The 24,907-nt window shown below is 50.1% G+C and carries 24 protein-coding genes; 19 read left to right on the top strand and 5 right to left on the bottom strand.

Annotated elements, in window-relative coordinates; all coding sequences use genetic code 11:
- Positions 1-21: 21 nt before the first annotated feature.
- The 3 genes from Q9R23_RS07005 (at position 22) to Q9R23_RS06995 (ending at position 2,410) form a co-directional block, all read left to right on the top strand.
- Entirely contained in the window at positions 22-1,227 is a 1,206-nt protein-coding gene (locus Q9R23_RS07005) for a hypothetical protein (RefSeq protein ID WP_311246672.1), read from the top strand.
- The gene (locus Q9R23_RS07000) at positions 1,220-1,957 is read left to right on the top strand and encodes a hypothetical protein (protein WP_311246671.1); all 738 of its coding nucleotides are present in this window, start codon (positions 1,220-1,222) and stop codon (positions 1,955-1,957) included. Before Q9R23_RS07005 ends, Q9R23_RS07000 begins: the two co-directional genes overlap by 8 nt.
- Positions 1,958-2,098: 141 nt before the next feature.
- Positions 2,099-2,410, top strand: coding sequence for a hypothetical protein (locus Q9R23_RS06995; RefSeq protein ID WP_311246670.1), 312 nt, complete (start codon positions 2,099-2,101; stop codon positions 2,408-2,410).
- A gap of 39 nt (positions 2,411-2,449) precedes the next feature.
- Here Q9R23_RS06995 and Q9R23_RS06990 read toward each other — a convergent pair whose 3' ends face one another.
- The gene (locus Q9R23_RS06990) at positions 2,450-2,869 is read right to left on the bottom strand and encodes a helix-turn-helix domain-containing protein (protein WP_311246669.1); all 420 of its coding nucleotides are present in this window, start codon (positions 2,867-2,869) and stop codon (positions 2,450-2,452) included.
- A 206-nt stretch (positions 2,870-3,075) separates the two neighbouring features.
- Here Q9R23_RS06990 and Q9R23_RS06985 point away from each other — a divergent pair, with 206 nt between their 5' ends.
- Both Q9R23_RS06985 and Q9R23_RS06980 read left to right on the top strand, forming a co-directional pair.
- Complete coding sequence (locus Q9R23_RS06985) at positions 3,076-3,600, top strand: VanZ family protein (protein ID WP_290756613.1); 525 nt, start codon at positions 3,076-3,078, stop codon at positions 3,598-3,600.
- Positions 3,601-3,617: 17 nt separating this feature from the next.
- Positions 3,618-4,613, top strand: coding sequence for an ATP-grasp domain-containing protein (locus tag Q9R23_RS06980; protein ID WP_311246668.1), 996 nt, complete (start codon positions 3,618-3,620; stop codon positions 4,611-4,613).
- A gap of 65 nt (positions 4,614-4,678) precedes the next feature.
- Here Q9R23_RS06980 and Q9R23_RS06975 read toward each other — a convergent pair whose 3' ends face one another.
- Both Q9R23_RS06975 and Q9R23_RS06970 read right to left on the bottom strand, forming a co-directional pair.
- A complete protein-coding gene (locus Q9R23_RS06975; RefSeq protein ID WP_311246667.1) occupies positions 4,679-5,437 on the bottom strand; it encodes a homing endonuclease associated repeat-containing protein in 759 nt (252 codons plus the stop codon).
- Between the two features lie 4 nt (positions 5,438-5,441).
- Positions 5,442-6,746 carry an O-antigen ligase family protein gene (locus Q9R23_RS06970; RefSeq protein WP_311246666.1) on the bottom strand — a complete coding sequence of 435 codons (1,305 nt, stop codon included), beginning with the start codon at positions 6,744-6,746 and terminating at the stop codon, positions 5,442-5,444.
- 338 nt (positions 6,747-7,084) lie between these two features.
- Between Q9R23_RS06970 and Q9R23_RS06965 the strand changes: the two genes are divergently transcribed.
- The 13 genes from Q9R23_RS06965 to Q9R23_RS06905 are packed head-to-tail and all read left to right on the top strand — an operon-like array spanning position 7,085 to position 21,518.
- A complete protein-coding gene (locus Q9R23_RS06965) occupies positions 7,085-7,720 on the top strand; it encodes a YveK family protein (RefSeq protein WP_311246665.1) in 636 nt (211 codons plus the stop codon).
- A gap of 21 nt (positions 7,721-7,741) precedes the next feature.
- Positions 7,742-9,607, top strand: coding sequence for a polysaccharide biosynthesis protein (locus tag Q9R23_RS06960; protein WP_311246664.1), 1,866 nt, complete (start codon positions 7,742-7,744; stop codon positions 9,605-9,607).
- Between the two features lie 14 nt (positions 9,608-9,621).
- The gene (locus Q9R23_RS06955; RefSeq protein WP_311246663.1) at positions 9,622-10,881 is read left to right on the top strand and encodes an oligosaccharide flippase family protein; all 1,260 of its coding nucleotides are present in this window, start codon (positions 9,622-9,624) and stop codon (positions 10,879-10,881) included.
- Between the two features lie 12 nt (positions 10,882-10,893).
- Positions 10,894-12,180 (top strand): glycosyltransferase family protein, encoded by a 1,287-nt coding sequence (locus Q9R23_RS06950; RefSeq protein WP_311246662.1) that lies wholly within the window; start codon positions 10,894-10,896, stop codon positions 12,178-12,180.
- Entirely contained in the window at positions 12,170-13,204 is a 1,035-nt protein-coding gene (locus Q9R23_RS06945) for an NAD-dependent epimerase (protein WP_311246661.1), read from the top strand. Before Q9R23_RS06950 ends, Q9R23_RS06945 begins: the two co-directional genes overlap by 11 nt.
- Entirely contained in the window at positions 13,194-14,543 is a 1,350-nt protein-coding gene (locus Q9R23_RS06940; RefSeq protein WP_311246660.1) for a phenylacetate--CoA ligase family protein, read from the top strand. Before Q9R23_RS06945 ends, Q9R23_RS06940 begins: the two co-directional genes overlap by 11 nt.
- Positions 14,544-14,555: 12 nt before the next feature.
- Positions 14,556-15,899, top strand: a complete 1,344-nt coding sequence (locus Q9R23_RS06935) for a nucleotide sugar dehydrogenase (protein WP_311246659.1) — start codon at positions 14,556-14,558, stop codon at positions 15,897-15,899.
- Positions 15,887-16,996: a glycosyltransferase family 4 protein gene (locus Q9R23_RS06930; RefSeq protein WP_311246658.1), complete on the top strand. Its 1,110-nt coding sequence runs from the start codon at positions 15,887-15,889 to the stop codon at positions 16,994-16,996. Before Q9R23_RS06935 ends, Q9R23_RS06930 begins: the two co-directional genes overlap by 13 nt.
- A gap of 15 nt (positions 16,997-17,011) precedes the next feature.
- Complete coding sequence (locus Q9R23_RS06925) at positions 17,012-17,632, top strand: sugar transferase (protein WP_290756640.1); 621 nt, start codon at positions 17,012-17,014, stop codon at positions 17,630-17,632.
- The gene (locus tag Q9R23_RS06920) at positions 17,613-18,683 is read left to right on the top strand and encodes a lipid II:glycine glycyltransferase FemX (RefSeq protein ID WP_311246657.1); all 1,071 of its coding nucleotides are present in this window, start codon (positions 17,613-17,615) and stop codon (positions 18,681-18,683) included. Before Q9R23_RS06925 ends, Q9R23_RS06920 begins: the two co-directional genes overlap by 20 nt.
- Entirely contained in the window at positions 18,680-19,831 is a 1,152-nt protein-coding gene (locus Q9R23_RS06915) for an aminotransferase class I/II-fold pyridoxal phosphate-dependent enzyme (RefSeq protein ID WP_311246656.1), read from the top strand. Before Q9R23_RS06920 ends, Q9R23_RS06915 begins: the two co-directional genes overlap by 4 nt.
- A 23-nt stretch (positions 19,832-19,854) precedes the next feature.
- Entirely contained in the window at positions 19,855-20,598 is a 744-nt protein-coding gene (locus tag Q9R23_RS06910; protein WP_290784508.1) for a hypothetical protein, read from the top strand.
- Between the two features lie 29 nt (positions 20,599-20,627).
- The gene (locus Q9R23_RS06905) at positions 20,628-21,518 is read left to right on the top strand and encodes an LCP family glycopolymer transferase (protein ID WP_290784506.1); all 891 of its coding nucleotides are present in this window, start codon (positions 20,628-20,630) and stop codon (positions 21,516-21,518) included.
- Between the two features lie 276 nt (positions 21,519-21,794).
- Here Q9R23_RS06905 and Q9R23_RS06900 read toward each other — a convergent pair whose 3' ends face one another.
- Together Q9R23_RS06900 and Q9R23_RS06895 are read right to left on the bottom strand one after the other, a co-directional pair.
- Entirely contained in the window at positions 21,795-22,400 is a 606-nt protein-coding gene (locus Q9R23_RS06900; protein WP_290756657.1) for an AmiS/UreI family transporter, read from the bottom strand.
- A 144-nt stretch (positions 22,401-22,544) separates the two neighbouring features.
- Positions 22,545-23,798: an SH3 domain-containing protein gene (locus Q9R23_RS06895; RefSeq protein ID WP_311246655.1), complete on the bottom strand. Its 1,254-nt coding sequence runs from the start codon at positions 23,796-23,798 to the stop codon at positions 22,545-22,547.
- A gap of 172 nt (positions 23,799-23,970) precedes the next feature.
- On the opposite strand from Q9R23_RS06895, the gene Q9R23_RS06890 reads away from it, so the two are divergent.
- Complete coding sequence (locus tag Q9R23_RS06890; protein ID WP_311246654.1) at positions 23,971-24,882, top strand: Gfo/Idh/MocA family protein; 912 nt, start codon at positions 23,971-23,973, stop codon at positions 24,880-24,882.
- The last annotated feature ends 25 nt before the right edge of the window (positions 24,883-24,907 follow it).

Below are 24,907 nucleotides of genomic sequence, written 5' to 3'. Positions count from 1 at the left end.
TGACGAGAAAGGAGAGAGGACATGATCGGATTATCACTTTTATCGGAACAAGACGGCTGGTTACAACGTTCCTTGCCATCTACCGCGATGCAGACTTTTTGTGAGAGACATCGTATTTCAATCGATGCCTTTGATTATGATACGCATACGTTTCATGATTTACTCGATTACATGGATTTTCAGGAATATGAGCACTACGTCTTCGTCCTCCAAGGAGAAGGGGAGCGTACGTTGCGTCTCGTTGCCTATTTGCAACACGAGATGCTACACGTCCAGTTTCATTTGATCCGGCAGAACGGGGAGGTTCTGTTCGGTCAACCGGATTTCCTGAACGGTGTCTTCTTACCGCAGGAAGAGATACCGGTTTCGGCATCCGTTCCGGCTGTTCATCATGCTCTCCTTTCGTTGATGACGGGTGTCTATCCCGCATCCGTGCCGCACCATCCACAACCGCTGCGTCATGTCTATATCGAGGACAGCTCATTGTTGGACCGGATTCCAGTAGACAGTTTTCAATTGATGACGATCAATAGTGTCATCTATTTTGACCATCCGATGCGGCACGATCTGCCGATCATCGAACTGATGAGCAGGACCCCGATTTTGTTGACGTTCTCAGATCGTTTATCTCCGTCACTTGCGTCACAGCTGACGGTGTTATCTCGCGACGCACTTGCCGAGCGGTTACAAGACTGGCAGCAAACGGGGTGCATTCAAAACGATCAATCGATGGGGATTCTCGATTATGCGACAGTAAGCGGATTACGCGTCTCACACCGCCTGTTCTTTTTTGCGGATGGGATTTACGCTGATCGACAAAAAACGATTCAGTTGAGTGCGGATATTTCAAGCGATATTGAATGTCTTCGAGAACAGCAACCGCAACCAGAGGCGCTCGCGTCGCAAACGGAACTGGAGTTGTTTCCGTTGTTGTATCAACTGGCAGGGTCGTTTCAAGGGACGAGCCGTTTCATCACCCCTTACTCGGATCTTGAATTACCCCGGACGTCTGGACGGATTGGACCGTTAACATTGATCGGCATTCAAAATGAGGAAGGGTGTTTTGCGTTCGATCGAACGACGTTACGCCTGTTCGAGACGAACGAAGCATTCCTCTGGATTTTAGAAGCGGATCAAAAGGAACAATTCGACGTGTTGCCAGAGCGACTCGGCGCAGACTATGCGGAAGCGATTCAGCATTACAAGGAGTTGATGTATCATGGGTGAGGTCTTATTTGGTCCGTTTTTGCGTAAAGGTAGCTACTCCCGCGTCCAAGTGCTCGATCATGTCCAGGGAGATGATCGATTTGGTCGATTGTACCAAGAAGCACAACAGTTAAATGAAGTCGATGAGTTGATGCTCTATCGACGTTATATACAAAAAGGAGAGCGGATCCTGTTTCATGGAACGTTTGATCCATCCCTGTTTAATCTTTTATCGGACGAGGGGTATGACCTTTATCTGATCGAACCGGAAGCTTCGCGGACGAAGCAAATCGCGGAGGCGTATCAGCATAAGGTTTATGGATGGAGTCATGACGTGACGGACGTCGTCGGACCTGAGTATTTCGATCGAATCATCTTACCGGGAACGACGATTTTACGTTATACGCGCGGGGAATTACTGTTGTTCTTCCGAAACATCCGTCAGTTGCTACGACAGGGTGGACGCTTGCTCGTGTCCTTGCATCACATCGACCACCTAAAATCAATTGTCCATCCGATTGCGACACGACGCTTTCAAAAGACATTACTTTTCTATGGCTATCATATCGATGGGGAACGTCTCTTGTTCAACGCTTATCTCAAATCCGGACAAGAGGAAAAAGTCAGTTATGCGGTCGAATATCTATACGAACCAAAAACGCTGTTTGAATTTGCAACATTATCGCGTTATCATGGACAATTTCTATATGAAGGAAAGACAATGATGGTATTAGAGTTTGAAAAACAATAAATGCAAAATATAATGTAATAATAAAATAAAAAATATATGTAATATATTGGTTTGAATAGGTCTAAAGACCGGGTAATGAGATACAATAGTTTCCTTTGCATGATTCAAAGTACATCATAAGAAAGAGGAGCCGGATGTATCATGGAAAATCAGAGCGGAAGTACCTTTCAACAAAGTTGTCTATCGTTCATTGAGACCTTATTTCCAGACGAACCTTTTCATTTCTTAGAAGAATCGAAAGCGATGGACGCCTTTGGTTATCCCGGTCGTCAATTGTTTTTCGCTTCATCTGCCCGTACTTTGAAATTCACTGTACTCGAGCAGGCGCATAAGCATTACACACGTGTATTCGTATCCGAGAAAACAAGCGAAAATACATTTTTTCGTCAGTTATTAGAAGCAACATATGACGACAATCAATTATACATCGATCATATCGTCCAAACAGAATAAAAAAAAGAGATCAAAATCAACTGATTTTGATCTCTTTTTTTACGCTTCGATAGAAGAAAGACCCCGCTTTAATGCTTGATCAATGGACGTTGCCATCTCATCCCGGACAGGTGATGAGAGGAGTCGACCATCAAAATAGATTTCCTTCGATAGGCTGAGATGAACCAGTAAATCTTCAAGAATGAGCTTTAGATCAAGCGGTTGCGATGGTTCAAGCGCTTGTTGCATGAATTCACTCAATGAAGGATGCTGTACATACTTCGGATCGATGAGATCAATGATCGTCGTGTCTAAAGCAAGAGCCAATCGTTCCAAAACTTGAGCAGAGGGAATGCGCTGACCACGTTCGTAAGCGGAAATGTCCGTTGCTGATTCACCACACCGTTCACCTAAAAATTTTTGAGTATACTTGTGTTGTTTGCGCAATTGCATGATTTTTTTACCTAGTGCACGATTCATGGCACTCCACTCCTATTCTTCAGCTCATTCTTTATAGTACTAATTAACCACTTTCATTATAAAAGAAACCTGATAAATGTAAAATATAGTTTTTCAAGGAAACTAAAAAATGAAATGGGTTAAAATAGAAATTGATTTTTGGAGAAAATCGCCTATCGTTTCTGTCCATGCTATTCTAAAGTGATATCAAATAAGGGAGTGTCTTCATGAAAAAAATCACCTGGTCCGGCTATGTCGTCTTTACCGTCCTATTGATTCTCTTCATCTCAAGTTCGATGCCCTATCAGGCACAATCGATCAAACCTGATCTATCTCGCTATATCCCATTAGGATTCGTCGATCATCTACGATTCATCTCCTTCTCGTATCATGGAGAAGTCAGTGTAGCGGCGCTCGGACGCAGTGGATTCATTGAATTTTTCATTCGTAAAGCAGCCCATGTCTCGACGTTTCTCGTATTAGGTATCGGCTTGATTGATTTGACGCGTCGTCGTTTGACACCGGGTCTTGCCGTCTTGTTCGCTTACTCATTAGCAATCACCATCGCTGTGTTTGATGAGTTTCATCAAATTTTAACGGGTGACCGGACTGGTCTTGTCCAAGATGTACTACTCGATGGAACCGGAGCATTGATCGGAATCGGATGTTATCTGCTCGTTCGTAGGAAAAAAGTACAGCGCCAAGCAGGAAGTCTTTCTTTCTGGCACGAAAAGAAAAGGCATCACTTTTAACGAAGGAGATTGCCACTATGAAGACTTCTCATTTGTTGATGACAAGCGTCGGTCGCCGGACGAAACTGGTCGAGTACTTCGTTCGTGAGATGTCGGACGGTCACGTCAGTACTGCGGATTGTAATCCACTCGCACCGGGTCTTTATATGACGGAACGTCATCATCTTGTCCCGCGCATCGACGCACCGGGGTATATCGATCACCTACTAGAGTTGTGTCAGCGGGAAGGCGTAACGGCGCTGTTGTCATTGATCGATCCCGAACTGGAGTTGCTCGCAGCGGCAACGGAACGATTTGAAGCGATCGGTGTCACGGTCCTTGTCTCACCGATGGATGCGTGCCAGTTATGCTTTGATAAATACGCTATGTATACGTATTGTGTTACGGAAGGGATTGCCCATGCACGGACATACACGATGCTCGACGCATTCAAAAATGCGCTTGCGCAAGGGGAAGTCGCATTTCCAGTCTTCGTAAAACCACGTAACGGCAGTGCTAGTCTCCATGTCCAGGTTGTCTCCTCCCTTCAGGTCGTCGAAGGATTGTTCGCTGTCCATCCGAATTTATTGATTCAGGAATACTTAAGAGGACAAGAGCTTGGCGTTGATGTGTATGTCGATTGGCTGACGCATGAAGTGACGGATATCTTCATTAAGGAGAAACTCGTCATGCGCGCAGGAGAAACGGATAAGAGTCGCTCCGTCAAACGCGACGACGTCTTTGAATTGATTGAGCAGATCTTAGCGGGAACTCGTCTCGTCGGGCCACTAGATTTTGATCTGTTTGATGTGGACGGCACGCTCTATTTATCAGAAATCAATCCACGATTTGGTGGGGGGTATCTTCATGCCTATGAGTGTGGTGTCAATTTTCCGAAAGCGATCCGAAACAATCTCCACGGGCAACGCAATCCTCGACGAATCGGGGCGTATACGGAAGACATCTATTTGTTGAAGCACGATACGGTGACACTATTGCCAGCATCTCTACTTGAGCAGATCGAAAAATCATGATACGCACGAAAAGGGAGTGATCCGGTAACGTACCGGGTCACTCCTTTTTAGATGGAAGAGAAGGATTAGGAAAGAGAAACGCGTGCACGCTTGAGGCATTGCACGGCGGAGGTCCAGTTGCCGAAGAGGGCGTTGATCGTCGAGGTGCTCGGAACCGAGCGACCTTCTGCCCATTTCCGATAATGGATGATGCTGAGAGAAGGTAATTCTTCTTGTGCCTGTCGCAGTGCTTCAAGGACGTCTTCTTCGACCCATTTCCGGCGAGGTGGAGCGATGTCAAGGCAAGCGAGAGCATCTGCCCACGAACCATATTTACGGGCAATCGTCGCGACTGTCGGATGTCCATTTTCCTGTGCCCAAATCGCATACGTCTGTGTTGTCAGACGCGGAAGGACATCGGAAGCTTCAAGTAAAGCAGTGATGATCCGTTCTTCCGTCATCGAGATGGAGCGTGTCATTTCGATCTGTGCTTCTTCAAGCGCACGTGACCAAGAACCGAAACGTAAGTTGATCAGCGTCAAGGATGGACCGTGTTTGGCCTTTGCCCACTCCCGGTAGCTATTACTATGGAAAGGATGTAAACGTGTCGATGCTTCCTTGAGGAAAGCAAGAATCTCTTCGTCTGAAAAATATGGACGGATCGATGAGAGACCAGCGGCTTGGAGTGCTTCACGCCAAGAGCCGAATACATTAATGATCGTCGTGATCGATGGAATGTCTTTTCCGACCGACCAGCGCGCATATGTCTTTGCGTCGAGAGAGGGATATTCGATACTAGCTTCGATCAGGCTGTCGATGACTTGTTGTTCTGTCCATTTCTTCATGATGTCATACCCCTTTCGTGTAGGTGCGTCTAGGTGTGGGTACTGTCGTGATACTGTCGTGAGGTGGAAGTCGACGAAGCGACGCATAAGCGAGAAGGCTGAGCCAAATGAAATAAAATCCACTCGGTCTGACGAGAACACTTTCCGTGAATTGGAGTAACCCGAGCCAGCTGGCTAGCAAGAGCGCGAGGAAAGCGAGATCCGTCGTCTGAATGCGAAGCAGTCGATAAAACAGATACAGAAAGACTGCACCATACAGCAGACAGCCGATGAGACCGAATTCGTAGAGAAACGTGATCGGTGTGCTGTGAAATGTATAAAGAATCCGTTCACCGAGTTGTTCCTGCAGTCCGCGCGGGGCACTTCCAATACCGTGACCGAACCAGAGTGCGTCAGCAGAAGCGTGCCATCCTGCTTGCCAAAGCGTAAATCGTCCGTTAAGACTGAGCAAACGGGGAAGCAGACCTTGAAATGCGAAGACGGCACATAAGATCAGGCTTCCTGTCACATAACAGGCAGCGACCTGCATCCGGCGTCTCGTTCCCGGAACCATTCGAATACTCGTCAAGAGTGCCAAGAGGACGAAGGAGTAGATTCCTGTCTGCGAACCGCTCCTTAGCAAGGCAATGACGATCAGCAGTAAGAAAACAGCGTGCAGAAGACTTTGCCCACGTGGAAACTGTCGCAGTAGATAGAACCAAGCAAGCAGTCCTCCCGGAACGAGCCACGCTGCGAACGTATTCGGATTGTTCATCAGTCCAGCGAGGCGAAGGAATGAACCCTGCTCTCCGACATACAGCTGAGGAAACGACAAAGGACCGATCCGAAGCCATTGTAGGTTTTCGACCGGAACATACGTTGTGCCAAACGAGACGATAAGTGCGTAGGAAGCGAGAAAGACAGCTTGTCCGTAAAGGAAGTAATACAGAAGACGATGCCATTGGTCGATCGATGTACGGGAGAGCAAAGAGACGATGCCGACGAAAAGCCAAGTCGAAATGAGGTAAAGCGAAGCAAGGACACGATCCGTATTCGCGTTAAAAAAGAAAAATACGATATGAAATGTCAGGTAAATCAGAAAAATAAATCCGATTTGATGTCCAGTTGTGCGATTGACGCGATAGAACGGTCGTAAGATGAACCAACAGACGCTGAACAGAACGATGTAGGCAGGAAGCAACCAAAGTGACCACTGTTTCGGTAACACTTCGTCCGTAAAGGATAGAGGACGAATCCAAGAATCGAGCATGATCCAAATGACTAGGATGGATAAGGCAAACGATGTGGGTATATTGGCTGATTTTAACATGATTTCTAAAGACTATCCACCCTTCATATAGGACTTATTACCGATTCAAATACTTTTTAATCGTCAAATTTGTATTTACCCTCATCTTTTAAAAAATCATGCAGACCAATGAAAAAATATTAAAAAAAACGCAATCATTTTTTCGTGAATCGCGTTTTTTTTGTGACATGAATTCCTGCTGTGAACTTGCGTCACGCAAGCGAGATAGCTACCGAAAAAAATATAATCATTTTCACCAAGCTCTAATTGTTTTGGAATTCGATTGGAAATAAGGTGTAGACATAACCAATGTCCATCCATTCGGTCAAGCTAGAAAGAGGTGAACAACAGTGAGCTCGATGCATCAAAGAAAAACCTTCGGAGATCATCTGACGACACTCCGACGCGGCTGGTGGCTACTGGCACTCTTCATGATTCTCTTCGCAGGTGCCGGATATGCACTCAGCACGTATGTCATTCCGAAGACATATGAAGCGACGGCCTACATTCTCGTCGTTCCTCAAGCAAACGCAGAGGCGACATCGACGCCGACACTCGTCAGTACCTATCAAGATATCTTGCGAAGCCCAGAGGTCGTCGATCAGGTCGCCCAAAAGATGAACGTCACCGACAAGCGATTATTCGATTTGACGGATCGTCTGACGGTCTCGAGCAATCTCGATTCGCAAGTCATCGCCTTATCCATCACGGATCGTTCAGCGGAGCAGGCAGCCATTCAGGCAAATACGATGACGGAAGTCTTCCAGGATTATCTCCCGCAACTGATTAACACGAGTAAGACGGAAGTCTTCTCCAGTGCACGAATTCCAACGAAGCCCGTATCCCCGAACATTTTGATGAATACGGGAATCGGTGGTGTCCTTGGTTTAATGCTCGGACTCCTGATCGTCTATTCGCGCTCGTTAAGCAAAAAAGAAGTGACACGTGAAGCGACCGACAGTTATCCGAAAGTCATTCCCCGGACGCACTCATGAGAGAGGAGAGGAGACACCATCATGCAGCATTCCCCGCTTACCCCGTATCGTCGGCAGTTGAAGATTGGACTCCTTCGCCTGATCGACGCCGGAGTCATCGCACTCGCAACCGTAGTAACGTTCTACTTCTTTAATCCGCTCCATCTCACCGTCAATTTCGAGTTACAGGATGCGCTCGAAATCGCCCTCATCCAGTGGATTGCCCTCACCTTCGTCGCTCATTGGATGCGTTTCTATCAAATCATCTGGCGCTACGCGAGTTTACGTGATCTCGCCGTTCTCCTCGTCGTCGTCCTTGCCAGCAGTTTCGTTTTACTTGGTCTTGAATATGCGTTGTTCGACTTTGCGGTCGAACGGGCGATCTTCTTGCAGACAGGACTTGTCTTGAACGGTATCTTATTCGTCCGGTTGTTGATTCGTGGCCGTAGTCTCAGACTCGTTCCGGAGCATAAGACGCTCGGCAAACGGACGCTAATCATCGGTGCCGGAGCTTCCGGGCAGATGATCACGAAAGAACTGAAACAAAAGAAATCGCATATCTTAAACGTCGTCGGATTACTCGATGACTCGCTTGAACTACGCGGGATGCGAATTCACGGTGTTCCTGTCATCGGAGCGATCGAGCAACTTGAATGCATCATCGAGGAACAAAAGATTGAAGCGGTCGTCCTCGCAATCCCGTCCTTACCGTATCCGCGACGAATCGAACTGTTGAATCGAATTAAACAGACGCAAGTCGAGGCGCATACGTTACCGATGCTCGTCGAACTCGCTTCCGGTAAGGTCTCGATTCAACAAATCCGTGAAGTCTCAATCGCTGATTTACTCGGACGGGAACCAGTCGAGCTTGATATCACGGAAATCGAACGAAGTGTGCATGGAGCGACGGTCCTCGTCACCGGTGCCGGTGGATCAATCGGTTCCGAGATTTGCCGGCAACTGATTCGTTTTCGTCCTGAACGACTTGTTCTTCTTGGACACGGTGAAAACAGTATCTACCTGATTCGCCGGGAACTCGAGTGTCTCAGCCAGGACATCCAGTTCGAATCTGTCATCGCCGATGTACAGGACAGTGACCGGATGCTTGAAGTCATGCGACGCTTCGAACCGGACCTCGTCTATCATGCGGCAGCCCATAAGCACGTCCCACTGATGGAGGATAATCCGAGCGAAGCCGTCAAGAATAATATCTACGGAACACGTAACGTCGCCCGAGCAGCAGAAGCGGCTGGAGTCAAACGCTTCGTCATGATCTCGACCGATAAGGCAGTCAACCCGACGAGCGTGATGGGCGCGACGAAACGAATCGCTGAAATGGTCATCCAACAGATGGCAAGAAATAGCGAAACGACGTTCGCCGTCGTCCGGTTCGGCAACGTCCTCGGAAGCCGCGGTTCCGTCATCCCACTCTTCAAGGAACAAATCGCGAAAGGTGGACCGATCACGATCACCGATCCCCGGATGACACGTTACTTCATGACGATTCCGGAAGCGAGTCGTCTCGTCATTCAAGCGAGTGTTCTCGCAAAAGGTGGCGAAGTGTTCGTCCTCGATATGGGTGAACCGGTCCACATCACGACACTTGCGAAAAACTTGATTCACTTGAGTGGATTTACGGAAGAACAGATCCCGATCGTCTACAGCGGGATTCGAAAAGGGGAGAAACTCTACGAGGAACTGCTCGCTCGTGATGAGGTGCATGACGAACTCGTCTTCGATAAGATCCTCGTCGGAAAGACACGCCCCTTCGGCTCCGTCGATCCGTACTTGCGTGAGATCGCCCAAACGCTCGATCGGGATGATACACTTCGCCAGTATTTATTAGAAGCGACGAACGAGACCGATGCCGATCCAGTCGCACCAACGATGCGGATCGCTCGTAAATAGAGAGGGGGAGAACGATGAAAACGGTCCGGCTGTCTCGCTTCAATCTCATCTTCATTGCGGATACAGCATATTCGTTGCATCAATGGATGATTTTGACGCTCCTGATCAAATGGAGTACGCCGCTCAATATCGGCTACTTCAATTACGCCCTTGCCATCACCGCACCAATCGTCATGTTCTGTTGGCTGAATGCCAGTACGATCCTGACGGCAGAACGGGCTGGACTGACGAACTTCTGGCTCTTCATCAAGACCCGTTTTTCGCTCCTCTCGGCAGGTGTGTTCGTCCTCCTTGGTGTCTATTATTTCTTCGGTGAAGCGAACATCTTACTACTGACGTTACTCGTCTATCTCAATAAATACATGGAGTCGTTCGCTGATCTCGGATACGGCTTCTTACAGGGACACACTGCCTTCAAGGAAGTCGCCATCTCGAAGATTTTTCGCAGTCTCCTGAATGTCTCAGGCGCAGCACTCGTCCTCTTTACGACCCATTCGATCCAGGGATTCGTCATCGCCTTGATCACTGGTAACTTGATCATGTTACTCGTCTACGATCTCCCGACGATTCGCCGGGTCGGTCGTGGTTTTGACAATCAAGCGCTCGACTTACGATATCGATCCGGTAAGGAGTTGTTCCTTAAAGCGATGCCACTCGGGTTCGTCGCTCTACTGATCGCCTTGAACGCGAACATCCCACGGTTATTCGTTGGACATGCGATCGGAACCGAAGAGCTCGGATATTATGCAAGTATTGCCTATCTACTCGTACTCGGTAGTCTGTTCATCCACTCCTTGATTGCTGTCTTATTGCCGAACTTCTCGTCAGAGACTGGAGAACGCCAAAGTTTACCGGAACTGCGCAAGCTGACACGGTCGATGTTACTGATGACGAACGTCGTCGGGATCCTCCTGATTCTTGGAGCAATCTTCTTCGGAAAGTGGGGTTTGACGATTTTCTACAATGCGTCGTTCGTCAAATATCATCTGATTTTCGTCTTGATGATGGTCGCGTCGTTGTTCTTCTATAATTCGACCGTCATTCAGGCACTACTGACCGGCTTCCAGCAGTTTCGAATCCAGACACTCTCGATCTTCGGCAGTGTCGTCGTCAATCTCGTCGCTTGTAGCCTCTTGATTCCGTTGTACGGACTATACGGGGCGACGATTGCATACACACTTTGCGCAGTCACTCAGATCGTCTTACTGTTACCCGCACTCTATCGCTCCTTGTATCCACGAAATGTCGTCCTCGTCGTCGAACAAAGCAGTTAAGGAGGGAAGAAGATGCGACCAATTCTCTTACTCATCGTCATTGAAGCGCTCGTTTGTCAATTCGCCCGGTCGCTCTTCCCGGACACGTACGTGACCGCTTTGCTGCTCATCAACTCGGTGTTGTTTCTCTATTACCTACTCCGCCAAGCCGAGACGCCGCCGCTCTATCTCATCTTCATCACCGCTTTCTTCGTCCGATTGGTTTTGATGTTCATCGATCTCGAACTGTTCCGCTTACCGCCGCACAGTGGGGACGATACGGAAGCCTTTCATCTCGAGGGTGTCCAAATCTTCACCGACCCGTCGACCTTTAACGATGTCGTCCGCGGCACCTACTCCAAGTTTCTCGGAATCTTCTATCTGATGTTCGGACCGGAACGGATCCTAGCTCAGTTCTTCAACGTCATCCTTGGCGTCGTCGCCGTCGTCATTCTAGCAAAGACATTGCAGCGGTTGCGCTTACCGGAACGATACGTCTTCGGTGCCACACTCATCTTCGCGTTCTTCCCGCAAGGATTGTTGCTCTCACCGATTCTCTTACGGGATCAGATCGTCGCCCTTGGAATCGTCTACACGCTTTATTACATGGTCCGCTGGACGGAAGAGAAGTCCGGCAGGTACATGATTCTCGCGTATCTCGGCTACTTCGTCAGTACGATGTTCCACTCCGGTCTTGCCGTCGGAATCGTCGTCTTACTCGTCTACTTCTCGTTTTATAGCCATGAGACACGACGCATGGACTTTGAACCGACGAAGGTACAGCGACTGATCTTCCAAGTACTCGTCGTCGGCTTCATCGTCTACAGCTTCCAGGACGTCTTGTTCGCGAAGTTCACCCACGTCTCGGAAAACGGACAGCTGTTCAGCGGGATGAGTTACGATCGTGGCGGCTCCGCTTACTTGAACGGATTGACGGTGACAGGTCCAGGCGACATGATTCTCTACTCACCGATCCGGATGATCTACTTCCTGTTCTCACCATTCCCGTGGCAGTGGTCGAGTGTCATGAACATCCTGATTTTCTTCCTCGACGCCGTCTTCTATTTCATCGGTTGTTTTGCCATCATTCGGTCGTTCAAACTGATTCGTCAGCATCCGTTCGGCAGCGTCCTCTTCTTCTTTTTCCTTCTTTTTGCACTCAACGCGTTGATCTTCGGTCTTGGAACCGGCAACGTCGGAACGGCCATTCGACACCGGTATAAGTTGTTCCCGATGTTACTCATCGTCTATACATCCGTTCACTACATGCGCCTGCAAGCGCGCCACTACTTCGAGGAGGTCGAACACCGTGCCGAATAAAACGATCTTAATCACTGGTATCGCTGGCTTCATTGGATTTCATGCCGCACGTCGTTTCATCCGGGAGGGTTACCGGGTCATCGGACTCGATGAAGTGAACGACTATTACGACCCGACGTTAAAGGAAGCCCGGCTCGCTGAACTCGGCACGAACTACACGTTTTACCGGGTCTCACTCGAAGAGACGGGAGCCGTCGCGCGAATCTTTGAACAGGAATCAATTGATCTCGTTCTCCACTTGGCAGCACAGGCAGGCGTACGCTACAGCATCGACCGACCAGACGTCTACATGACATCAAACATCGTCGGTTTTCTCTCGATTCTAGAAGCGTGTCGCCATCATCCCGTCGAGCAGTTGATCTACGCTTCATCGAGTTCCGTCTATGGATCGAATACGAAGATGCCGTTTGCGACGACGGATGCCGTCGATCATCCGCTAAGTCTTTATGCCGCTTCAAAGAAAGCGAACGAACTGATGGCGCATACGTATAGCAGCCTTTACGGCATCAAGACGACAGGGCTTCGCTTCTTCAGCGTCTACGGTCCATGGGGGCGCCCGGATATGGCACTGTTCAAATTCACGGAGGCAATTGCGAAGGGCGAACCAATCGATCTCTACAACTACGGCGAGATGGGACGGGACTTCACCTACGTCGACGATATCATCGAAAGCATCTATCGTCTGTTCCAGACTGAACCGGAAGTCGACGCGACGTTTGACGCGTCAAATCCCTTACCGGATCGTAGTAACGTCCCGTATCGCGTCTACAACATCGGTAGTCATAGCCCGATTCGCTTAAGTGAATTCGTCGCCTTGATTGAACGACGGCTCGGTAAGACGGCGATCAAGAACGGGATGCCGTTACAGCCGGGTGACGTCCCGGAAAGTTTCGCCGATGTCTCCTCACTATTTGAGACAATCGGCTACCGACCACAGACGACGGTCGAAGCTGGTGTCAATGCATTCATCGACTGGTACGAGAGCCATTACTTGATGAAGGAGGAAATCCAAGATGGCGCTTAAAGAGAATATCTACTATCGCTCTCCAATTTTCATCCAAAATTGGCTGACCTCGTTATACGGTCGGAAGTTGATGCAAGAACGCTACGGTCACTTCTATGAGCAAAAGATGAAGGAGCTCCGGATGAAGGACCGGACGCGGGATTACCAAGCGGAACAACTCGAACGTCTGAATGCCTTTCTCGCGTTTGTTGTGGCGCATACACCGTATTACAGACAACTCTTTCACGAACATGACATGCAGTTACCGTTTACGTCACTCGAGCAGCTGAAGACGATTCCGATCCTTGAAAAAGAGACGCTTCGCCAAAACAATGATGCGTTCATGTCCCGTGTCGATGCGCCGGTCCGCGGACGGACAGGAGGAACGAGCGGAAAGTCGCTCCAAGTCGCGTTCATGCGCGAGGATGTCCAGGAACGGATGGCCCATCTTGATTACTTCAAGGAACTCCACGGTTTCAAGGCCGGAATGCGCCGGGCAAGCTTCACCGGTCGGACGCTGACAGCCGTCGATCAAACGAAACCGATCTTCTGGCGGATGAACCGGCCACTCAATCAGTTGCTCGTCTCGATCTTTCACATGAAGGAAGAGAACTTCCCAGCTTATATCGAGGAGCTGAATCGTTTTCAACCACGCGCACTCGACGGAACACCGACGGCGATGGTCGAAATCGCCCGTTATATGCTGAAACACCACATTAAACTGGATATCCCGCTGATTGCCATCTTCCCGACATCAGAAACGGTGACGGAGGAGATGCGCTCCATCCTTGAGGAAGCGTTCGGCGTCCCGGTCTTTGATCAATACGGTTCCTCGGAAGGGGCACCAATCATCTCAGAGTGTCGCCATCATAAACTGCATCTGCACCACGAAACTGGCATCATCGAACCGTATGGAGAGGACGGAGAAGTCGTCGTCACCTGTTTTACGACACGCGGCACACCGCTGATTCGTTACCGGATCGGTGACCGGATGACACTTAGTGACGAGACATGCAATTGCGGTTTGAATGGTCCTGTCATCGCCTCGATCGATGGTCGGGGAACGAGCTACATCGTCAGTGAGAAGCGCGGCAAAGTCTTCGAAGGAGACATCACGACGATTGCCCGGGAACTGCCGAACTCAGTCTTACGGCTCCAAGTCGAGCAGCATGCGCTCAATCACGTGACACTCCGCTATATTCCGGATGCGAAACGTTTCCAACCGAAGCACGAACAGATTCTCTTGAACGAGATGCGCAAGTTACTCGGCTCCGAGATGAAAATCGTCCTCGAACCCGTCGAACACGTCAAACAAGAACCGAACGGAAAAACATTGATCGTCAAACAGTCGATGAAATAGGAGGAACCCAACATGAACAAGGCAGTCAAACACATCGTAGATACGACAGCAGCCCATACGGGTGCACTTCCCATTGCCAACCGTTCGATTGCCGTCGTCGGACTCGGCTACGTCGGACTTCCCGTCGCCGTCGCCTTTGGCGAAAAAACAGACGTCGTCGGCTTTGACATCAAGGAACAACGCGTTCAAGAACTCCAAGAAGGGATTGACGCGACACTCGAACTGAGTCCCTTCACGTTGAAGAACGCGACCGTTGATTATGTCTCAGAGCCATCGGCACTGCAGGAGAGCGACTTCATCATCATCGCCGTTCCGACACCAATCAATGCACAGAACCAGCCGGACCTGACACCACTCTTACGGGCGTCGCACCTCGTGGGTCGCCAGCTCAATAAAGGCGACATCGTCGTCTACGAGTCGACCGTCTACCCTGGAGCTACGGAAGAAGATTGTATCCCGGTCCTTGAAGAAGCGTCCGGCTTATGCGCTGGTGTCGACTTCTTCGTCGGCTACTCACCGGAGCGGATCAACCCGGGTGACCATGAGCATACGTTCAAGACGATTAAAAAAATCGTCTCCGCCCAAGATGAACAGACACTGGATATCGTCGCGGAAGTTTATGAAGCCGTCGTCGAAGCCGGTGTCCACCGTGCCTCATCGATCAAGGTCGCGGAAGCAGCAAAAATCATCGAAAACACACAACGCGACCTCAACATCGCCTTGATGAACGAACTCGCAATCATCTTCGACCGAATGAACATCGATACGCTCGAAGTCCTCGAAGCAGCCGGTACGAAATGGAACTTCCTCCCGTTCCGTCCGGGTCTCGTCGGCGGTCACTGTATCGGTGTCGATCCGTTCTATCTGACGATGAAGGCGGAGTCACTTGGCTACCATCCGGAAGTCATCCTTGCCGGTCGCCGGATCAACGATACGATGGGGCGTTTCATCGCAACAGCGCTCGTTAAGAACTTGATCAAACAGAACATGCCGGTGCTCGGCGCCCGGGTCACCATTCTTGGATTATCGTTCAAAGAAAACGTCAGCGACATCCGCAACTCGAAAGTTGCGAACCTCGTTCATGAAATCGAAGAGTTCGGAATCGACGTCCAAGTGACGGACCGACTCGTCGAAAAGAGTGAGGCAAAACGTGAGTACGGGATCGACTTACTCGAGATGAGTGAACTCAAACCAGCCGACGTCGTCATCTTTGCCGTCTCACACGAAGAATACGTTGAAGGTGGTTGGAATTTGGCACAACACTTACTGAAGGTCGGTCGCGGCATCGTCGTCGACATCAAAGGCATGTTGCCACGAGCAGAACAACCGGAGGGGGTCCACGTATGGCGCCTCTAAAAATCCTTCAAGTCTGTGCTCTCGATACGACGGCAGAGACGATGTTGCAGCCGCTCTTACTCGCTTTGCAAAATGCGGGGCACGACGTCGGCATCGCCTGTGCCGACACGGGTGCCTCGGTGAAACTGGCAGCAAAGGGATTCCGGATGCATGACATTCCGATCGAGCGGCGAATCGACTGGACGAGTAACTGGCGGACGATCCGTGAAATCACACGAATCTTGAAAGAGGATGGTTACAACGCCGTCCATGTCCACACACCAGTCGCCGCTGCCCTTGGGCGGGTCGCCGCCAAACGTGCCGGGACGAAGCATATCGTCTATACGGCACACGGTTTTTACTTCCACGAGAAGATGGGGCGGATGACGTATCAGCTAACGTATTCAGTCGAAAAGTGGTTGGCACGTCTCGCGACCGATTATCTGCTCCTTCAAAGCGAGGAAGATTATCAACTCGCCCAGCGCAAACGCTTTAAAGCGAATACCCGGCTGATGCATCTCGGAAATGGCATCGACTTGACCCGCTTCTACCCACGACCACGTGAAGCCGGAGCGCCGTTTACGTTCTTATTCATCGGTCGGATCGTCGAAGAGAAAGGAATTCTCGAACTGCTCGATGCATTCGAGGATGTCGTCTATCGTCACCCGGAAGCCCGTCTCGTCATTGCCGGTGAGATGATGGCAAGCGAGCGCGATCAGAAGACGAAACACTTATTCTTACGGCGGATCCGCGAGATTCCAAACGTCGACTACCTTGGATTCGTCGAAGACGTACCGGGTTTGTTCCAACAAGTCGATGCCTTCGTCTTACCGTCACATCGCGAAGGCGTACCGCGATCAATCATCGAAGCGATGGCGAGCGCAAAACCAGTCATCGCGACAAACATCCGCGGCTGTCGTGAGGAAGTCGTCGAGGGGAAGACAGGCTATCTCATCGAAGTCCGCGATATCACGAAGCTTGCCAAACGGATGAACACACTCGTCGAACATCCTGACCGTGCCAACGAGATGGGACGGAACGGATTTGACCGTGCCATGAAACATTTCAACGAAGCCGACGTCATCAAACGACAACTTGATCTCTTTTCAGCCATGTAAAAGGAGGACGTCATCATGAAACGCACATTCGACTTCACGGTTAGTCTTATCGCTATCTTGATCCTGATTCCCGTCTACGCCCTCGTCGCCTTAGTCATCTATACGAAGCTCGGTCGTCCGATTTTCTTCAATCAAGTCCGCCCGGGTTACAAGGGGGAGTTGTTCAAAATCTACAAATTCCGCACGATGACGAACGAAACGGATGCTGAGGGAAAACTTCTCCCGGATGCAGACCGGATTCCCGCATCACTCGAGTGGATTCGTCGCTTAAGCCTTGATGAGATTCCGCAGTTCTTTAACATTCTTCGCGGACAGATGAGCTTCGTCGGGCCGCGTCCGTTACTCGTCAGTTATTTGAACCACTATACGAAGGAGCAGATGACACGGCATGATGTCCTTCCTGGTCTGACGGGCTGGGCGCAGATTCATGGACGAAACGCGACGACGTGGCAACAACGCCTCGAGCAAGATCAATGGTACGCAGCACACCAGACGTTCCGACTCGATCTCTATATCCTGTTCAAGACGTTCAAGATGGTCATCTCGTCAGAAGGGAACTCGACAGCTCATCAGACTGGGATGGGTGAGTTCAAGGGTCTCGACGGAGGTGTTCCCCATGATGTCGTTAAGCGATGAACGGTTGATCCGGGATCCGCGCGAATGGGATGCACTCGTCGCGACCTATCAGCTCGATTGTTATTACGAACATGCTTACTTCGAACTCGCGAAGGAACACGACGAGATTCCTGAGTTATTTTATTATCCGACGGAGTTTGGGACGTTGATCTATCCGTACTTGCGGCGACGGATTCCAGGCACACTCTTTGAGGACATCACGACACCTTACGGCTATGGGGGTCCTTCCTTCAAAGGCATCTGGTCACTCGATCAGATTCGCGAAGCGCGCGAGCGATTCGAACGCTATTGCAATGAGACGGGAATCGTCACAGAGACGGTTCGCTTCCATCCACTCTTGCACAATCAAGAACTGGGTCAATACTGGTGCCATCAAACGGAGATCCTGCAGCCGACCGTGACACTCGAACTAACGGACCCGTTCGAGATGATCGAAAGCGACTTTTCGCAAATGACGCGACGCAACATCCGGAAGGCACGTCGAGAAGGCGTGACGATTCGTCTGGGACGCCCGGAAGAATACCGGGACTTCGCGCATCTCTATCAGATGACGATGGACAAACATCAAGCGGATGCCCGGTATTACTTTGATCAGACCTACTTCGATCACTTCGCGGACGGACGGATTAACAACGTGCTGTTGCTAGCTGAACATGACGGGCGCATCATCGCCGGGTGCATCGTCTTGACCGGTCGCCAGTTCGCGCATTATCATCTCGGTGCGTCTGATCCCGTGTCGTTAGTCCTTCGACCCAATCATCTGTTATTCGCTGAGATGATTCGTTGGGCAAAACAAGCCGGTTTTCAAGCGCTTCATCTCGGTGGAGGCACGACACGATCGAATACGGATAGCTTGCTTGCCTACAAACGATCCTTTAGTGCGAATCAAACGTTTTTTGGACTCGGTACGTCGATTCTGGATGCCACGATCTATGAGCGTCTAACGCGACAATTCGAACGACAACATCCGGAAACTCAAATGGGTCACTGGTTCCCGCTCTACCGGACACCGATTCGTCATCTGTCACCTCGAAGGGAGGAAACATCATGAAACACATCCCACTCTCCATCCCGCATTTAAGTGGTCAAGAAGCCCGTTATGTCACCGAGGCACTCGAGACGAACTGGGTCGCCCCTCTTGGACCAAATGTCGATGCCTTTGAACGAGATATGCAAGCGTACACAGGAGCTGGTGCAACGCTTGCGACGAGCAGTGGGACAGCAGCGATCCATCTGGCGCTCGCGACAATCGGTGTCACGACGGGGGATGATGTCTTCTGTCAGTCCTTGACGTTCATTGCCTCGACGAATCCGATTCGGTATGTCGGAGCGCGACCTGTATTGATCGACTCGGAAGAAGAGACCTGGAACATGTCGCCTGTCGCACTCCGGCGGGCGTTGATCCAGGCGGCAACACGTGGTCGACTTCCGAAGGCTGTCATCGTCGTTCATCTGTACGGTGTCGCCGCGCAAATCGAGGAGATTGCTGCGATCTGTGAAGAGTACGATGTTCCGTTGATCGAGGATGCTGCAGAATCACTCGGGACTCGTGTCAACGGGCGGATGACCGGAACGTTCGGAACGTTCGGAATCTATTCATTCAATGGCAACAAAATCATCACGACGTCAGGCGGCGGGATGCTTGTCGCCAATGATCCGGCTCTGATCGAGCGTGCCTTTTATCTTGGAACACAAGCGCGACAGCAGGTCTTGCATTATGAGCATACGGAAGTCGGCTACAATTACCGAATGAGTAATGTCGCTGCCGGGATCGGACGGGGACAGCTCGAAGTCCTCGATCAACGCGTCGACGCACGGCGGAAAATCTTTGATCGCTACGACCGTGCCTTTGCCCCGGACGGCGTCACGTCGCAAGCCGAGCAGCCTGGAACATTCGCCAACCGCTGGCTCAGTGCCTTTCTTTTACCGGGTGGTCAAGCGCAACGCGATGCGATGATTCAGACACTGCAACAAGCGAATGCCGAGTCTCGCCCGGTCTGGAAACCGATGCACTTACAACCCGTCTATCGCGACGTACCATTCGTCACAGCAGAAGGGGTTGACGTCAGCCGTCGTTTGTTTGAAGACGGTATCTGCCTTCCGTCTGCTTCACAAATGACGTTCACTGAACAAGCCGTCGTCATCCGAAACGTTCGTCATGCTTTGCAGACGACCGTACGCCGGAACGTCCAGTCATGAATATATGGGAAGGGGACATCGTCATGCGCGATATGGAGGAAGCGATCCACGCACTCCGTCTCGCTGCGGACGGGAAGAATGAATTGACGGCCAATACCTATTTCCGCTGGCAACTCCACACTACTCATCCAAGCGTCGCGGAAATCCTGATGCTGTTTGGATCGTGGCAAATCGCTTTGGAACGAGCAGGCATCGGGCATGCCCGCTTGACGTTCACGAAATCGGAAATCATTGACGCCTTGCGTCAGGCACGTGAGGAACTCCATCCTTTCACGAGTGCGACGTACCGCGAATGGGCACAACAGAAACAAGCACCAAGCCTGACGGATATCGTCCATCAATTCAACTCGTGGCAGCAGGCATTGTCAGAAGCGGATATCTTAAAGGAACGCGTCCAGGAAATGGAACAACGGATCATCGAGTCATTACTGGAAGCGCAAGGGGTCTTGCCGGTCTTGACGAGTCAGACCTACACGAAGTGGGCGGCTGGTCAAAATCGTCCGACCGTCGCAACGATTGCCCGCCGGTACGGCTCTTGGTCAAACGCACTTGAAATCATTGGGATCGAATTCCCGCGCAAACGCTGGCGGGAAGAAGAAGTGCTCGACGTACTTGCTGAAGCCGCTCGGGAAACGGAGCATCTGACGATCGCAAGTTATCAACGGTTCAGTATCGGACGTGATGCGCCAAGCATCGGAGTCATCACTGCCTTGTTCGGTAGCTGGCGCAATGCTTTGCTGGTACTCGAAGCACAACGACCGTCTTGAATTCAAATTGAAGAAAAGGAGAATGGGTGATGAAGAAATGGAAATGGATCGTACTGACACTTACGGGGATTTGCCTGCTCCTTCTCTTTCGTTCAGGCGGATATGTGTATCATAAAGCGAGTCAGACGCTCAAAGAAGTCCAGGTACCGGTCAAAGCAAGCGTTGAGACGGAAAAAACCGTCGAGCAGAAAAAAGGATTCTCGTTTCTCTTACTCGGCGTCGATCAACGAAAAAATGAGACAGGACGGAGTGATACGATCATCGTCGTGACGATTGATCCGAAAACGAATACCAGTCAGATGATCAGCATCCCGCGCGACTTAAAGACAGACATCATCGGCAATGGTTCAAATGATAAGATCAACCATGCCTATGCCTTCGGTGGTCCACAGATGGCGCTTGATACGGTCAGTCATCTGTTAAAGATTCGAATCGACTATTTCGCTGAGATCAATCTAGCGGGCTTTACGGATCTCGTCAATGCGGTGGATGGGGTCAGAGTCAAGAACGATATCAATTTTTCGTACTATGAGATGCAGTTCCCAAAAGGAGAACTATTACTGAACGGGAAGGAAGCACTCGCCTATGCTCGTATGCGGCACGATGATCCACGTGGGGACTTCGGACGACAAATCCGCCAACGGCAAGTCGTTCAGGCAGTCGCCGATAAAATGACAGAGGACTTCTCGATTCGTCGCTTCAATGCTGTCCTCGACGCCCTCGGGAAAAACGTCAAGACGAACGTACCATTTTCCGTTGCCCGGACGGTCGTGACGGACTACCGGGATGCCTTACGAAATGTCGAGACCTTATCACTCGACGGAAAAGGTGGCATCGAATCGGACGGCATCTATTACTGGCATCCGACGAACAAGTCGTTGAAAGAGGTTCAAGCACAGCTGCAGAATGCATTGAAGTGATTGGCATGGAGAGAAAAAATGCGCTAGCAGGACTGATTGATAACGAAACGAACGCTCCTCTCATCCGCGCTTTCCTCAGGCGGGAAATCAGCCGCGGCAACCAACATTTCATGCAGTTTGCCGGGTCTGATTCATCCCTGACGAAAGTACCTATGGCACTTTCTTTTCCTGTAGGAGTCGCGGATGAACAATAGCGTTTTCTATCAAGTAAAAAGATGTCCATCTCCGATTCATGACCGGAAATAGACATCTTTTTTTGATGAATCGATTAGCATGTCACGACGAGCGGATCGTCCGAAGCATCGAGAATTTCATCATCGTATAGAGGAAATAGACGACAGTCAGAATGGCAGCACCGCTCCATAACCATTGGTATGCCGTACTGAAGTAGCCAAACCGAAGACCGATCAGTGCCGGGACGATCAACGTCAACCAGCTTAATACGAGGGCGACGCGGGCAGTGATCGCGTCAATCGGACGATTCATTCCCATCCCAAGGAAAAACAGGCTCCAGAGCAATACCCAGAACAACCATGTCATCCCACCGATGATGTCTGCTGTCGTGAAGCTGACAAATGCATAAAACAAAGCGGCGATCGCAACGAACAAGGAAAACCAACCGACACCGCTTCCGTCAAGATTGAACAGAAATGTGATGCCGACATACACATACGTAAAGGCAAACAAGTAAATGCTCGCGTAACCGAACGTTAACGCCGGATCACCGACAGCACCGATGACAAGATACGTTGCGATGAACGTTTGCAGTAGACCCGTGATGAGACTGAAGACACCAGCACTACGGAGATCGACTTTTCCAAACAAGGTCAAACTATTTAAAAAGAGCGCAACGCCCCCAAATAACAAACTGACATTTCCCACGTAAAAACTCTCCTTCATTAAGACGTCAGACGTCTGATTCTAAAGTAACTCTAAGATGAATTCGCTTTCAGCGCAAGTATAATTTGAAGGAAAAAGAAAACAGTCTGGATCCCGACACGGCAAACCAGACTGTTGATGAGTCGATTATTGATTTAAGACGGAGCGAAGTGTCGTCTCGGTTTGGGACAACGTTCCTTTCAGTGTGACGAGACCATATCGTGTCGATCCTTTTTTGATGAAGAAGACGCGTGTGTAGCCAGATTCCGGTGTGTAACCAGTCTTGCTCGCATAAACACGTGTATCTCCTGGAAGCGACGTATTCGTATGATACCACGTCAATGTCCGTGCATACGGTCCTTTAACGGTCGTCTGATACGACTTGCGTCCACTGATCGTCATGAGCGTGCTGTACTTCGCATATGTATTCGCGAGTTTTTGCATATCAGCAGCTGTCGTGTAATGACTTGGATGATAGAAACCGTGTGGGTTCATGAAATGACTCGCACTCATTCCGATTGAACGGGCGCGGTTATTCATGTACGAGACGAACTTCGATTCAGAACCAGCTGTCCGGACAGCGATCGCTTTTGCTGCATCATTACCAGAGCGGATCAGCATCCCGTTCAAGAGTTGACGCATCGTGACTTTATCGCCAGCACGGAAGCCAGCGACACTGCTACCTGCAGGAACGGATAACATCGAAGACGTCAGGGTGAACGTTTGATCAAGCGTGCCTTTACGTGCTGCTTCGTCATACGCGACGATTCCCGTCAACAGTTTCGTCGTACTCGCTGGATAACGGCGGACGAAGCTTTCTTTCGTCAATTGATAACTTGACGATCCAAGCTTAAAATACCGCATCGATGCAACCGGATAACTGCCACTCGATGGTTTAGGGCTGCTCGTCGTCACTTTTCGGGCAACTTGGCTAGAGACGTAATAATAATTGACTTTCCCTTTGACCTTATACCAACCGTTCGAGTACGAGACTGCATTGAACTTCGAGTTGTAGGATGCGAGTCGTTTGATGTTCTTTGATGAGGCCGTGCTTGGTGATGTCCGGACGTTCGCTCCAGCTTTCGAGTAGACGACGATTTTGTACGTCTTTACGGAGCTACTCGACACTTTTTGAGCGACTTGGTTCGATAGATAACGATATGTACCTCCGTCCTTGATCTTATACCAGCCATTCGTATACGAAACGGCTGTGAATTTTGCCTTGTACGCGGCACGTCGGACGATCGTCGCAGACGAGGCTGTACTCGGCTTCGAGCGGATGTTCGCTCCAATCGTCGAAGTGACGACGACTTGGTAACTAGCTGCCTGAGCCGGAATGGCGGGAAGACACAAAGCGAACAATAATAAGAGCGTAAGACTAGTACGGAGCAAGCGCTTCATAAAAACTCATTCCCTCCTTGTTCAAATATGGTTTTATCATAAAACAAAAAAAGGAAATTCACTTCTTTTCAAAAAAAGGAATTTGATGCCTGTAAAGGGCTGTTTCTCATCTTTTCGTGTCAATTAACGTATCATAGGGAATGTAAGCAACAGTGGAAAAGGAGGAGTTCATATGAAATTAGCCGTCATTGGTCTAGGTGATATCGCTCAAAAAGCCTATTTACCGGTCTATGCTGAACGATCTGATATCGAGGTGTATCTGATCTCGCGAGATGAAGAGAAAGCAAAACGATTGCGAGCAAACTATCGCTTTGCAGGAACATACGCGACGTTTGCTGACGCCGTAAAGGAGGGGATCGATGCGGTCATGATCCATTCAGCGACTGTCGTCCATGCCGAGCAGGCACGGCAAGCGCTTGAAGCAGGAATCGCCGTCTACGTTGATAAGCCGGTCTCGATGGAAATCGAAGAGATTCGTGAACTGACACGTCTGTCAGAGGAGAAACAGTTACCGTTCATCACCGGATTCAACCGTCGCTTCGCTTCAGCGCATCAGCGCTTGCTTGAGGTCAACGATCCGAATCTCGTCCTCATGCAAAAGAATCGGACGTCGTTCATCGAGGACGCTAAGCCGTTTCTGTTCGACGACTTCATTCATGTCGCGGATACGCTGCGTTTCTTGACAGGACGCGGTGAGATTGAAGACTTACACGTCAAGAGTAAGCAGGACGCAAGCGGGCTGCATCACGTGACGATTCAGTTCGTCTCAAACGGCATCACGGCAATCGGTGTCATGAACCGCAATAACGGCATCACGGAAGAACGCGTCGAAGTGATGGGACCGGAAGAAAAACGAATCGCAACGGACGTGACGACACTCGATCAATTGACGAAACAAGGCACGCTTCGGTATCCGCTCGATAACTGGGAAGCGACGCTAAAGCGCCGTGGATTCGTCGATATGCTGGATGCGTTCCTTCGGACGGTCAAAGGGGAACCGTCCGAGTCAGTCGTAGCTTCTGATAGCCTGGCGACACATGAATTATGTCAGCAGGTGTATGAGAACGTTCAAGCAACACGTTAAATTAAAATCATAAAAAAACGCCGCT

Origin of the sequence: Exiguobacterium sp. BRG2 (genome assembly GCF_031844245.1) — a bacterium.
Taxonomy (GTDB): Bacteria; Bacillota; Bacilli; order Exiguobacteriales; family Exiguobacteriaceae; genus Exiguobacterium_A.
The sequence above is the reverse complement of the archived record's forward strand: the minus strand, read 5'-3'. Positions and strand labels throughout refer to the sequence as shown.

Coding starts and splice junctions, on each gene's coding strand:
- Q9R23_RS07005 (WP_311246672.1), top strand. CDS start 22: ATGATCGGATTATCACTTTTATCGGAACAAGACGGCTGGTTACAACGT.
- Q9R23_RS07000 (WP_311246671.1), top strand. CDS start 1,220: ATGGGTGAGGTCTTATTTGGTCCGTTTTTGCGTAAAGGTAGCTACTCC.
- Q9R23_RS06995 (WP_311246670.1), top strand. CDS start 2,099: ATGGAAAATCAGAGCGGAAGTACCTTTCAACAAAGTTGTCTATCGTTC.
- Q9R23_RS06990 (WP_311246669.1), bottom strand. CDS start 2,869: ATGAATCGTGCACTAGGTAAAAAAATCATGCAATTGCGCAAACAACAC.
- Q9R23_RS06985 (WP_290756613.1), top strand. CDS start 3,076: ATGAAAAAAATCACCTGGTCCGGCTATGTCGTCTTTACCGTCCTATTG.
- Q9R23_RS06980 (WP_311246668.1), top strand. CDS start 3,618: ATGAAGACTTCTCATTTGTTGATGACAAGCGTCGGTCGCCGGACGAAA.
- Q9R23_RS06975 (WP_311246667.1), bottom strand. CDS start 5,437: ATGAAGAAATGGACAGAACAACAAGTCATCGACAGCCTGATCGAAGCT.
- Q9R23_RS06970 (WP_311246666.1), bottom strand. CDS start 6,746: ATGTTAAAATCAGCCAATATACCCACATCGTTTGCCTTATCCATCCTA.
- Q9R23_RS06965 (WP_311246665.1), top strand. CDS start 7,085: ATGCATCAAAGAAAAACCTTCGGAGATCATCTGACGACACTCCGACGC.
- Q9R23_RS06960 (WP_311246664.1), top strand. CDS start 7,742: ATGCAGCATTCCCCGCTTACCCCGTATCGTCGGCAGTTGAAGATTGGA.
- Q9R23_RS06955 (WP_311246663.1), top strand. CDS start 9,622: ATGAAAACGGTCCGGCTGTCTCGCTTCAATCTCATCTTCATTGCGGAT.
- Q9R23_RS06950 (WP_311246662.1), top strand. CDS start 10,894: ATGCGACCAATTCTCTTACTCATCGTCATTGAAGCGCTCGTTTGTCAA.
- Q9R23_RS06940 (WP_311246660.1), top strand. CDS start 13,194: ATGGCGCTTAAAGAGAATATCTACTATCGCTCTCCAATTTTCATCCAA.
- Q9R23_RS06935 (WP_311246659.1), top strand. CDS start 14,556: ATGAACAAGGCAGTCAAACACATCGTAGATACGACAGCAGCCCATACG.
- Q9R23_RS06930 (WP_311246658.1), top strand. CDS start 15,887: ATGGCGCCTCTAAAAATCCTTCAAGTCTGTGCTCTCGATACGACGGCA.
- Q9R23_RS06925 (WP_290756640.1), top strand. CDS start 17,012: ATGAAACGCACATTCGACTTCACGGTTAGTCTTATCGCTATCTTGATC.
- Q9R23_RS06920 (WP_311246657.1), top strand. CDS start 17,613: ATGATGTCGTTAAGCGATGAACGGTTGATCCGGGATCCGCGCGAATGG.
- Q9R23_RS06915 (WP_311246656.1), top strand. CDS start 18,680: ATGAAACACATCCCACTCTCCATCCCGCATTTAAGTGGTCAAGAAGCC.
- Q9R23_RS06910 (WP_290784508.1), top strand. CDS start 19,855: ATGCGCGATATGGAGGAAGCGATCCACGCACTCCGTCTCGCTGCGGAC.
- Q9R23_RS06905 (WP_290784506.1), top strand. CDS start 20,628: ATGAAGAAATGGAAATGGATCGTACTGACACTTACGGGGATTTGCCTG.
- Q9R23_RS06895 (WP_311246655.1), bottom strand. CDS start 23,798: ATGAAGCGCTTGCTCCGTACTAGTCTTACGCTCTTATTATTGTTCGCT.
- Q9R23_RS06890 (WP_311246654.1), top strand. CDS start 23,971: ATGAAATTAGCCGTCATTGGTCTAGGTGATATCGCTCAAAAAGCCTAT.